This is a genomic window from Sphingomonas populi (genome assembly GCF_004208535.1).
GTDB classification, from domain to species: Bacteria; Pseudomonadota; Alphaproteobacteria; order Sphingomonadales; family Sphingomonadaceae; genus Sphingomonas; species Sphingomonas populi.
On the sequence record NZ_SGIS01000157.1, the window covers coordinates 1 to 992 of the forward strand.

At 54.6% G+C, this 992-nt stretch carries 1 protein-coding gene and 1 pseudogene; both read left to right on the forward strand.

Going from position 1 to position 992, the window contains the following annotated elements; translation table 11 throughout:
- A pseudogene (locus EWE75_RS24685) lies at positions 1-127 on the forward strand (IS630 family transposase); the annotation flags it as partial.
- A 540-nt stretch (positions 128-667) separates the two neighbouring features.
- A partial coding sequence (locus tag EWE75_RS24690; RefSeq protein ID WP_231708559.1) for an Arm DNA-binding domain-containing protein occupies positions 668-992 on the forward strand: 325 nt, incomplete at its 3' end.

Here is a 992-nt window from a genome sequence, read left to right on the forward strand (position 1 = left end):
GGCCGCCATCAACCGCTTCATAAAAGAGCATAATCAGGAACCGAAGCCGTTCGTCTGGAAGGCCAATCCCGATCAGATTATCGCAGCCGTCAGGCGCGGGCATCAAACGTTGGAATCAATCCACTAGAGTTTCGAGATTGTAATCCATCGATAATCCCAGCCATCTTCGTTGCCTACTACGGGGCGATAGCAACTATCTGTGGATCAAGTCGATGGGCTAGTGGCCATAGCTTGCTGTTATGGCGCGCGCCCCGCCTGCTGATATGCCGGAAATGTGAACTTCGATGCGGCGGGGCGACCACCGGCTACGTTTCGCGCCGAAACGCAGGCGCGTCGAATGTGGGCGCGATGTTGCTGAAATTCGTTAGATGCTAATTTTGCCGTTCATAATCAACAGCTTGTGAAAGAGTTTAGCGGAGCGGGAGGTAACCGTACCCGCTCATCCGCATCCTGCTCGGACTGTGAGACAAAACTGTGAGATTTTCGGTCGATCTCACCACCTAAGTTATTGAAAAACAAAGGATGGTGACCCCTACGGATACCGTTGTGAAATTCCAGGAACCATCATTACGTCCCAGCTTCTTGATCTTATTGCGAATACTTGAAAACTGTCGAGCCAGTGCGTCCCACAGTTTTCCGCTAAATCCGGATCAAAGTGTGGGACTTGATGTGGGACTTCATTGCGGAGTTTCAGATGGCGTTGACTACTCTCAAGGTCAAACATGCAGGTCCCGGCAGACATGCCGATATGCACGGTCTCTACCTCCTCGTTCGCGACAGCGGAGCGCGATCCTGGGTGCTGCGGATGCAACACGCGGGGCGACGTCGCGATTTCGGCCTTGGACCTGCGCAGGACGTTCCTCTTGCCGATGCACGGATCCTCGCCGCGAATTTGCGCAAGGCCGTTCGTGCGGGCGAAGAGCCTGTATCACGGCGTAGGGCAGGGCATAGGTCTGCACCGACCTTCGAGAAGGTCACGCGCGATTGCTACG